General features: G+C 38.9%; 7 protein-coding genes. 2 read left to right on the top strand and 5 right to left on the bottom strand.

Annotation, left to right across the window (positions count from 1 at the left end; translation table 11 throughout):
- Positions 1-269: 269 nt before the first annotated feature.
- The 5 genes from glyA to DO88_RS00170 all read right to left on the bottom strand — a co-directional run bounded on the left by glyA (position 270) and on the right by DO88_RS00170 (position 7,046).
- Positions 270-1,526, bottom strand: coding sequence for a serine hydroxymethyltransferase (gene glyA, locus DO88_RS00150; RefSeq protein WP_033041214.1), 1,257 nt, complete (start codon positions 1,524-1,526; stop codon positions 270-272).
- A 268-nt stretch (positions 1,527-1,794) separates the two neighbouring features.
- On the bottom strand, positions 1,795-3,078 hold the full coding sequence (gene thrC, locus DO88_RS00155) for a threonine synthase (protein WP_033041212.1): 1,284 nt from the start codon (positions 3,076-3,078) through the stop codon (positions 1,795-1,797).
- 11 nt (positions 3,079-3,089) lie between these two features.
- Positions 3,090-4,025: a homoserine kinase gene (thrB, locus tag DO88_RS00160; RefSeq protein ID WP_033041210.1), complete on the bottom strand. Its 936-nt coding sequence runs from the start codon at positions 4,023-4,025 to the stop codon at positions 3,090-3,092.
- Between the two features lie 9 nt (positions 4,026-4,034).
- Positions 4,035-6,452, bottom strand: coding sequence for a bifunctional aspartate kinase/homoserine dehydrogenase I (gene thrA / locus DO88_RS00165; protein ID WP_033041208.1), 2,418 nt, complete (start codon positions 6,450-6,452; stop codon positions 4,035-4,037).
- 228 nt (positions 6,453-6,680) lie between these two features.
- Positions 6,681-7,046 (bottom strand): response regulator, encoded by a 366-nt coding sequence (locus DO88_RS00170; protein ID WP_188085272.1) that lies wholly within the window; start codon positions 7,044-7,046, stop codon positions 6,681-6,683.
- Positions 7,047-7,559: 513 nt separating this feature from the next.
- Here DO88_RS00170 and DO88_RS00175 point away from each other — a divergent pair.
- Both DO88_RS00175 and rdgC read left to right on the top strand, forming a co-directional pair.
- Positions 7,560-9,326, top strand: coding sequence for an ATP-binding protein (locus DO88_RS00175; protein WP_007377476.1), 1,767 nt, complete (start codon positions 7,560-7,562; stop codon positions 9,324-9,326).
- Positions 9,327-9,410: 84 nt separating this feature from the next.
- Positions 9,411-10,334: a recombination-associated protein RdgC gene (gene rdgC, locus DO88_RS00180; RefSeq protein WP_007377477.1), complete on the top strand. Its 924-nt coding sequence runs from the start codon at positions 9,411-9,413 to the stop codon at positions 10,332-10,334.
- Positions 10,335-10,559 lie beyond the last annotated feature (225 nt).

Here is a 10,559-nt window from a genome sequence, read left to right as displayed (position 1 = left end):
GGGCTAAGTAAAAACCGAGCAAAGCTTCCGCGTCCTGCTCACGCCCCTTACCTACATCCATGTAGGCAACAAAGAGTAAATCGCCTCTAGGACGAACCCGAGGGCAGTGCATGTTTGCCATTTATGCTGCGTTATCGCCTATTTGTGTGGAGTAACCACACTACATAGACTCTGCCTTGCCTAAAAACCAAACATACTACTGCAAATTAAACCTCGAAAGATAAACAGGCCCCTAGCCTATGTGATCTAAATTACTGCTGCTTATGCAATTAAGCGTAAACAGGTAATTTTGCACAAATTGCTTTTACTTTTTCTTTAACTTGCGCCTGTACAGATTCATCAGTGATATTATCTAGTACGTCACAAATCCAGCCAGCAAGCTCTTTTGATTCTTCTTCTTTGAAACCACGACGAGTGATTGCAGGAGAACCAATACGCAAACCAGATGTTACAAACGGAGAACGTGGATCGTTTGGCACTGAGTTTTTGTTAACTGTGATGTTAGCGTTACCAAGGGCTGCATCTGCATCTTTACCAGTAATATCTTTATCGATTAAATCGAGTAGGAATAAGTGGTTTTCAGTTTTGTCAGATACGATTTTGTAGCCGCGCTCTTGCATTACAGCAACCATTGCTTTTGCGTTTTTAACAACTTGTGTTTGGTATACTTTAAATTCTGGTTGAAGCGCTTCTTTAAATGCCACTGCTTTTGCTGCAATAACATGACATAAAGGACCACCTTGGCCACCAGGGAAAACTGCGCTGTTAAGCTTTTTATAGATTGCTTCGTCGCCACATGCAGAAATAATTAAACCACCACGAGGACCAGCAAGTGTTTTATGCGTAGTTGTAGTTACAACATGTGCATGAGGAACTGGGCTTGGGTAAACGCCTGCCGCAATTAAACCTGCAACGTGAGCCATATCAACAAACAGGTAAGCACCTACTTTGTCAGCAATTTCACGGAATTTAGCCCAATCAACAATACCTGAGTACGCTGAGAAACCACCAATAATCATTTTTGGTTTATGCTCAAGTGCTAGTGCTTCAACCTGTGCGTAATCAATTTCGCCCGTTGTTTCATCTAGTCCGTATTGAATTGCATTGTAAAGCTTACCAGAGAAGCTTACGTGTGATCCGTGAGTTAAGTGACCACCATGAGCTAAGCTCATACCAAGTACAGTGTCGCCTGCTTCTAATAGCGCTAGAAAAACAGCAGCATTAGCTTGCGAACCAGCATGTGGTTGTACGTTTGCGTAGTCAGAACCAAATAACTCGTTAGCACGGTCAATTGCTAATTGCTCAACAACATCAACGTGCTCACAACCGCCATAATAACGTTTGCCAGGGTAACCTTCTGCGTATTTGTTAGTAAGCTGTGAACCCTGTGCTTCTAGTACACGTGGGCTACAGTAGTTTTCAGATGCAATTAGTTCAATGTGCTCTTCTTGGCGAGCAGTTTCTTTAGTGATTGCGTCAAATAACTCTGGATCAAAATCCGAAATATTCATGCTACGTTCTAACATTGGGGTCTCCTAGGGCAACGTGTATGGTGTTTTTTAGAGGCTTTATTGTACGCTTTAAACGACTCTTTGCCTACGCTCTTAAGTTGAGGATATTTAAACAGGGATTGAAACTATTTCACAGACTTTTTAAGATGATATTTTTTAATAAGTACATAACTATTTTAAATGCATTTCATTTTTCACATTTAATTAGCTAATGAAAGCCTCTCTTTTTTGAATTATAATTTATAAAAAAAGCGGCCATAGCCGCTTCAATTGTTATTTTTTATTATCCTAGCTTTGCAAGTATTTCTGTACGTAATGCGTCGTAATCGGCGTTTATATCGCTTGCTAGACATGGTTTTGCTAATGCATCGCTAAGTGGTTTTGGCATATCCAATTCAATATTTAAAATATCCTCCACGCTTTCTTTAAACTTAGCAGGGTGAGCGGTCGCTAAAAAGATACCCGCTGCACCAGGCGCTCGATTTTCAACAAGACCTTGGTACGCAATAGCAGTATGAGGCTCTGCAACATAACCCGTTTGTTGAATTTTTTTCATCACCGATTGCGTGTCTTGCTCGTTTACGCTAGTTGAATAAAAGTTATCGTAGCTAAACCAGTTATTATCTAACATTGTTTGCACACGCGGCCAGTTGTTTGGCTTACTTACATCCATTGCATTTGAAAGCGACTCAAGTGTTGCGTTTGGCGTCCACGTTTTATCAAGCATAAAGCGCGGCACAGTATCATTTTGGTTGGTTGTTGCACTTAATTTACCTACAGGTAAGCCAATAACCGCACCAATCATTGCAGCACATACATTACCAAAGTTGCCACTTGGCACTGATATATGCGCTGTTGCGCGTTTTTCTTTTGGTAGTTGTGCAATGGCCTCAAAGTAATAACAAACCTGAGCAACTAAACGGCTAATATTAATTGAATTAGCAGAATTAAGCCCAAGTGTTGATTTAACTTCTTCATCTAAAAAGGCATTTTTAACCAACTCTTGGCAATCATCAAAACTGCCCTCAACTGCGTAACAATGAATATTGTTACCTAGCGTGGTAAATAGCTTTTGCTGAGCAAGTGAAATTTTGCCTTTAGGATATAAAATTACAACATCAATATTTGGCTTATTATAAAAAGCATGTGCAACGGCTGCACCAGTATCGCCCGATGTTGCGGTTAAAATAGTTACTTTTTCATCTTTATTAAATTGCGCTAAACACTCTGCCATAAAGCGACCACCAAAGTCTTTAAACGCAAGCGTAGGACCATGAAACAACTCTAAGCAGTATGTATTCTCTTCAACCTCCACCAGCTTAACTGGAAAGTTAAATGCATTTTTAACCATTTGTGCCACAGTGTCGCTTGGTAGCTCATCACCAATTAGGTGAGATAATATTTTGCCACTGCGTGTAACAAAGTCCATATCAAGCAATGCATCAACATCGGACAGTGGGGCAAGGGTTTCAGGAAAAAACACACCTTGATTACGACCCAAACCTGTTTTTACGGCTTCAACGAACGACACTTTTTGTGAGCTATCTTTTAAATTATGTAATTGCATGACTACCTATCCTATAAAACTGTTAATTGACGCGTGCCGTCGTTATCTAATTTACAAATGTGGCAAAAGCCTTGCTCGTTAATGTAATTTGCCTCTAACCACTGTGCGCATTGCTGCGCAGCTTCAAGTGTTTTACATACACTAAACAAGGTGGGTCCTGCGCCCGAAATACTCACTATTTCAGCGCCCAGCGCTGGCAAGCTTCCTTTAGCTTCACTAAAACCTTTAATAAGCGGTGCGCGGTAAGGTTCTGCTATTTCATCTTTCATTATGCTTAGCGCATCGTCAAAACGGTTAGTTAACAGTAAGCTACTAAATGCCGATAAACGCTGTGCAAACTCAACACTTGCATGCATGCTCAACTCTTTTGGTAAAACCGAGCGCGCTTTTGCAGTGTTGAGTGAAAAACCAGGGAACGCAGCAACGTAGTACCAATTATCATCAACAGGCAGTGCAATCGATTTATCAGGGATTAAATCACCTGTTAATTGCAAACCACCTAAATAGCATGGCGTGATGTTGTCGTAATGACGACCGCCGCTTACCACAGCTTCAAAGTCAGCCATAAGCTCAATAAGCTCAACCTGACTTAAGTTAGTTTGTGCAAACTTATCAAGAGCTGCAAAGGTAGCCACTACCGAACATGCACTAGAGCCAAGCCCAGATCCAATTGGTAAATTCTTTTTAAGCTCGAGCTTTACGCTTGGCATATTAGGCGCAACATGCGCTCTAAAATGCACTAAACACTGGTACGCTAAATTTTCATTAGCATCACTTGGTAACTTGTGAGCGTAGTCGCCAGTGCAAATAAATTCGTCACTTGGTGCTGCACTTACAATGGCTACATCGCCTAATAAACTGCCATCAATTGGCGCAAGCGCTGCGCCAAGTGCATCAAAACCCACTGCAAAATTACCAATAGACGCCGGAGCATATACTTCAATCATAACGAGCTCCTAGCGCGATAACGTTTTTAAAATATCAGCAAATACACCCGCTGCTGTTACTTCAGAGCCTGCACCATAACCACGAATTACAAACGGACGTGGCTGGTAGTATTGGCTTAAAATAGCCAGCGCGTTTTCGCCATCGCGAATTACATTAAGGGCATGTTTTTCATCAACAGCCTCAATACCTACTTTACAGTGACCTTCTTTAATTGTACCTACATAACGAAGTACCTTACCTTCGCTCGCAGCACTTTGAATGCGGTCATTAAAATCAGCATCTAGGCTTGGTAGTTTTGCCATAAACTCATCAACGCTATCACCTTGTGCAAAACCTTGTGGTAATACTGACTCAACTTCAATATCGCTTAGCTCCAACTTCATGCCGGCTTCGCGAGCAATGATCAATAACTTACGTGCTACATCGGTACCCGATAAATCATCACGAGGGTCTGGCTCAGTAAAACCGCTTTCTTTGGCTTTAATAGTTGCCTCAGAAAGTGATAAACCATCTTGAAGTGCGCCAAACATATACGAAAGTGAGCCTGATAAAATACCGCTAAACTCTAATAACTCATCACCGGCACCAAATAATGACTGCAAGTTATCGATAACTGGTAAGCCTGCACCAACATTTGTTTCGTATAAAAATTTACGATTATTCTTTTGTGTTGCCGCAATTAAATCTTGGTAATACGTGTATGAGCTTGTTGTCGCTTTTTTATTGGCAGCAACTACATGAAAGCCTGCATTTAAAAAGTCTACATACTGCGCAGCAAGTGCATCTGAAGATGTACAATCTACTAATACCGGATTCACTAAGTGGTTTTGCTTAACAAATTGCTCTACTAACTTTAAATCAAATGCTTGCTCAGATGAGGCTAATTTTTGCTGCCAATCACTAAAAGCAATGCCTTCGTTATCAAGGTGTAATTGACGAGAGTTAGCAACACCGTACAAGTTGAGTTTAATATTACGCTTTTCAAGCCAAGCTTGTTGACGTTCAAGCTGATTAATAAGCTCTTGCCCTACTAAGCCACAACCTAGTAAAAACACATCAATTGACGGCACATGTGTGAAAAAGTTTTCATGGCATATTTTTACGGCGTCATTACATAACTCACCATCAATTACCGCAGAAATAGCACTTTCTGTAGAATCCTGTGCAATTGCCACAATATTTACTTGCGCTTGTGCAAGCGATGCAAAAAACTTAGCTGCTAAACCACGGTGTGCGCGCATGTTATCGCCCACTAAAGTAACAATGGCTAAATTGCGCTGCACTTGTACAGGCTCAATAAGCCCTGCTTGTAATTCAAGCTCAAATGCTGTTTGTAGCGCATCGAGTGCAAGTGCTAAGTCTGTTTCGTGCACACAAAAACTAATGCTAAATTCACATGATGATTGCGTGATCAATACAATTGATACGTTATCGTGAGCAAGCGCGTTAAATACCTTAGACGCCATGCCTACTTTACCTTTCATGCCAGGGCCTGAAACAGTTAACATTGCAAGGTCTTGTAAGCTAGAAAGCGCTTTTACGGGCTCATCAGATGAATAATCGTTACCAATTAATGAGCCTTGTGCGTCTGGGTTATGCGTATTTTTAATTTCACATGGCACGCCTGCTTTAGCACACGGTAAGATTGTTTTAGGGTGAAGTACTTTTGCACCAAAGTAAGAAAGCTCCATCGCTTCTTTATAAGATAAAAAATCTACTTTAGTGGCTTTTTTAATATAACGAGGATCAGCGCTATATACGCCATCAACGTCAGTCCAAATTTGGCAAATCTCAGCTTCTAAACATGCCGCAGCAATAGCTGCTGAGTAATCTGAACCATTACGGCCAAGCGTTGTAAGCTCACCTTTATCATTACTCGCCGTAAAACCAGGCATGATATAAATAGTTGCAGGGTTTTCTTTAAGCACAGCTTGAAAGCGCGCTTTACTTGCCACTAAATCCGCTTCTGCATCAATGTAACCACCCGTTGAAGCTATACAGCTTGTTGCTTCTAAGTATCTTGCATCTTGCGAGTTCAATAAAGCCTGCATTAAAGAAACACTAACGCGCTCTCCAAAACTAATTACAAATGCGCGAACTTGATCAGGGCAACACTGTATAAGCGACACGCCATCTAATTTATTTTTAAGTTCCCTTAGGTCTGGCCAGCTTGTAACTACTACGCCACTTTTTTCAACGCCAGCTTTTAAGCCTTCACAACGACTAGCTAATGCTTGCCATTGCTGCGAAAAATCTAAGCCTTGCTCTGCCTCACTTGCTAACGCAACTAATGAATCGGTCATTCCACCTGGAGCAGAAAGCACCAATAACATTTCATCTTTTAGCTGTGCTTTAACTAATTGAGCTACCTGCTGAAGGCAAGTAAAGTCGGCAAGCGACGAGCCTCCAAATTTTAAAACGCGCATTGTTTATGTTCCTCATCCCATAAAACGAAAAAAGGCCTGTGTTCTAAGTGAACACAGGCCTTTAAATTTGTTGCACCGACCTATGCCACTATCCAGTAAGAATGGTGGTTGTAATAATAATGGTCAGTACGCGATTAATTGTTTTCATAGGTTAAGACTGCCTTAACAAAGGCTATGCTGTCAACCCCAAATTAAAAGATAAAACAGCCTTTTTGAACATGAAAAAACCTAATGAATGCCAAATTTATGCAAAATATTATTCATACGGGTTTTATCTATTGGTTTATTTATAAAGTCGATAGCGCCTAATTGAGTAACTCGTAACTTCATTTTGTCTTGAATATCTGCCGATATGACGAGCACAAAACACTCTATTTTATTAGCTTTGATATACTCAAGCACTTGAACTCCATCAACTTCAGGCATAGTTAAATCCAAACATAACAAATCAAAATTATGAGTATTTAATAGCTCAATAGCTTGTGCGCCATTTATTGCTTGCTGAATATCTGCATCAAGACATTGCTGCAAACATCGAATAACTTGCTTACGAGCCACGGTTGAGTCATCACATACTAAAATAGAAAAATTCATAATATTTACTACTGTATTAAGCATAATTAAATTTGTTAAAAAACAGCTATCCATAGCAACTTTATTTTATCTTATCACGGTCTCTTTATAAGCAAACAAAGTAATGGTAATTATTTACTCTTAAATTTTCACCCTACGATAAACTATAGTACTAGGCGTATTGTTCTTACATAACTAAACATGCTCATTTCGGTAGCTAATCAGGTACAAAGTTTGTAACCTAACCGCTTAGTAAAAATGTCGGGATCTGGTTATGCATTCCTTGCTTAAAATCAAACATGCCGAAGTAAAATAAAGCTAAAGACTCAATGTAATCAGAAAATAAATTTTGATTACATTAACAGAAATCATTATTTAACTAAGGGGGGAAAGTTAAATATCTGAGATACACTTCCGACTTTTAACACTTTTTAATAAGTAAAAATTAATTTTTATTTATTTTTACGCCTTTATTGACTAGCTTTTATATAAACCGCAGTTATTTAACTCAACCCAAGGAACCATAAATCACTTATGTTACAACAAAGCCTTTCTAAAAAGTTGCTGACCAGTGTGCTATCGGTCTATTTTTTGCTTACCTTTGTGGTCACTTGCGGACAAGTTATTGCCGAATATGTAAACACTAAGGACTATATAAGAGACGAGCTAACTACTTTACAAAAAACCTTCAGCCGAAGCCTAACCCGTGCTATTTGGGAGCTGAATATAAAGCAAACCATAACAACTGCAGAAGGTCTGTTAGCTATTCCTATGATTGAAGGTATTATTGTCCGTGATGATAGTGGTGAAGTAATTTCGCAACTCGGCCGTTCTCTCGATATACATAAACTTTACAGCCAACAGCTAGTACAAGAAGAAGTCATGTTAGAGGACTCTAAGTCTGGTTTGTTTGGTTATACTTTTCCGCTTATTTTTGAGTTTTCAGGCAGAGCAACGCAAGTTGGCGATGTGACGTTATTTTCTAGTCGTGAAGTCGTTTTTAGTCGAATCATGGTTTCAATCTACTTTTTGATTGGTAACGCAATGATTAAAACTACTTTTTTAATCATTCTATTTCTAATGGCATTTAGAAAGTTACTCACAGACCCTTTATCTCAGCTAACAGATCAAATAGAAAACCTCGAACTAGACGAACTTGAAGGGCAACATATAGAAATCGAAACGGAGGAACATAATGAACTCAACGTTATGGAACAATCGTTTAATAAATTAATAGATAAAGTAGTCCAATACCGTCTAGAGCTCGAGCAAGCACAAAAAGAACTCATTATTAGTAATGAGAAGCTAGATCAACATAACATTCAATTAGAACAAGATGTAGCACGTAAAACATCAAATTTAAGCCAAGCAATGATGGATCTACAGCAGCAAAAATATGAATTAGAAAAACAAAAAATTGTACTTACTGACGAAGTTGATCTTCGTAGAAGTACAGAGCAAGAGCTGCTAACAAAACAAACTGAACTAGAACGCTATGTTGAAGAATTAAGTCTTGCACAAGAGCGCTTACTTGGCACTGAAAAAATGGCTGCATTAGGGGGACTCGTTGCTGGGATAACTCATGATATAAATACCCCTATAGGAATTGGGGTGACTGCAATTTCGTTTTTACAAGAACGCTTAAATCAGCTTGAAGCCGCCTATAAAGAAAAAACGCTTTCGCCGAAAGCCCTTGAAGAGTTCATTAATGACGCAAAGCAAAGTACGAGTTTGCTTACAACTAACCTTGATAGAGCCTCAGAACTAATTGCAAGTTTTAAACAAATAGCCGTAGATCAGGCAAGTGATGCAGTAAGAACGATCAATTTTAAAGACTACGTGAACGAGGTGATCCGTTCACTTCATCCCAAGCTCAAAAAAACATCTCATAAACTTCAGCTAGAATGTCCTGATGACTTAGTTTTAAATTTACCTGCGGGGGCAATAAGCCAAATTTTCACTAACCTAATAATGAACTCGCTAATTCATGGTTTTGAAAATATAAACAACGGCATTATAGATATAAAAATAGCCAGCGACGAAACATTTTTAACTATTGATTATAAAGATAATGGGAGCGGTGTTACAGAGCAACAACTTAAAAAGCTGTTTGACCCTTTTTTCACAACAAAACGAGATCAAGGCGGTAGTGGGCTTGGTACACATATAATGTTCAATTTAGTAAAACAAACTTTAAGTGGTTCAATTGAAGCGATTAGCGAACCAGGTGAGGGTTTGCACTACCATATACAATTCCCTAAAAACATGCCTAAACCCCTGCCTATTTTTAATCAGAATTAAATTGGCAGGAATAAAATCAAGCATTTCGAGATAGTGATTTTATTGTTATGATTGGGCAAATTTTTCAAATGGATCAGTACCCCTATGTGGTTTAGTAACCTTATATGTTATCGCTTTAAACAAGACGTTTCATACACGCAAGAAGATTTCGACAAAGCATTAGAGCAAGATTTATTTCGTCCATGTACAGGCCAGGAGCTTTCTACATTTGGTTGGACAAAAGCATTTGGAAAGCACGGTGAAACACTATCGCATTTTTCTCAAAAAAGTATTTTAGTCTGCGCTAAACGTGAAGAAAAGGTACTACCAGCATCAGTTATTAATGAACTTGTCGCTGAAAAAATTGACTTAATTGAAGCTGAAGAAAACCGTCCAGTTAAGAAAAAAGAAAAAGACGAATTAAAAGAAAACATTCTTCATGCTCTTCTACCTCAAGCATTTAAAAAATCGAGCTTACAATTTGCATTTATCGACCAAGAAAATGGCTGGGTAGTTGTTAATAGTGGCAGCTTTAATAAAGCCGAAGAGCTACTTGCATTGCTTCGTAAATCACTTGGTACGCTACCAGTAGTACCTGCATTTGCAAACTACGACTTGGATGTATTTTTAACTGATTGGTTAACTAACTTTAGTACACCGGAAGGCTTTGCTATAGGCTCAGACGCAGAGCTTGAAGAAGCAGATGACAGCGGAGCACAGGTAAAGCTTAAAGGTCATGACTTGTCGTGTGACGAAGTTAAATCACATCTTGAAAGTGGCAAACGCGTAACCAAACTTGCTCTAGATTGGCAAGAACGCGTTAAGTTCATGCTACAAAATGATGGCTCTATTAAGCGCTTAAGTTACTCAGAAACATTAAAAGAAGAAAATGCGGATATCCCAAAAGAAGATATGGCTGTAAAACTAGATGCTGACTTTATTTTGTCATCAGAAGAGATTAAGCAACTTCTTGAAGAACTTACTCTTGGCTTAGGTGATTCTGACGATTTAGCTAAACCTGAACTCTAACTTAGAACTCTTTAATATTCTAAGAGCAAAGGCAAACTTTCGTATTAATAGCTAATTGCCAGAAATAAATACGCCGTTCATTTAAAATGAACGGCGTATTTATTTTATCTTTTTATACCAATCTTGCTTATATATGGGGTCTATTTAACGTTAAGTAAATTACGCTAGAACTAGGCAAAAATTTTTGTATCTAGTTGTTCTAAATAAAAATTTTCACGACGTTAT

Origin of the sequence: Pseudoalteromonas sp. S3431, from assembly GCF_000690035.1 — a bacterium.
Classification (GTDB): domain Bacteria; phylum Pseudomonadota; class Gammaproteobacteria; order Enterobacterales; family Alteromonadaceae; genus Pseudoalteromonas; species Pseudoalteromonas fuliginea.
Note: the sequence above shows the minus strand (reverse complement) of the source record. Positions and strands in the feature narration are given on the sequence as shown.

Excerpts from the sequence above, each read along its gene's own strand:
- glyA (WP_033041214.1), bottom strand. The coding sequence starts at position 1,526 with ATGTTAGAACGTAGCATGAATATTTCGGATTTTGATCCAGAGTTATTT.
- DO88_RS00175 (WP_007377476.1), top strand. The coding sequence starts at position 7,560 with ATGTTACAACAAAGCCTTTCTAAAAAGTTGCTGACCAGTGTGCTATCG.
- DO88_RS00170 (WP_188085272.1), bottom strand. The coding sequence starts at position 7,046 with ATGAATTTTTCTATTTTAGTATGTGATGACTCAACCGTGGCTCGTAAG.
- thrB (WP_033041210.1), bottom strand. The coding sequence starts at position 4,025 with ATGATTGAAGTATATGCTCCGGCGTCTATTGGTAATTTTGCAGTGGGT.
- thrA (WP_033041208.1), bottom strand. The coding sequence starts at position 6,452 with ATGCGCGTTTTAAAATTTGGAGGCTCGTCGCTTGCCGACTTTACTTGC.
- rdgC (WP_007377477.1), top strand. The coding sequence starts at position 9,411 with ATGTGGTTTAGTAACCTTATATGTTATCGCTTTAAACAAGACGTTTCA.
- thrC (WP_033041212.1), bottom strand. The coding sequence starts at position 3,078 with ATGCAATTACATAATTTAAAAGATAGCTCACAAAAAGTGTCGTTCGTT.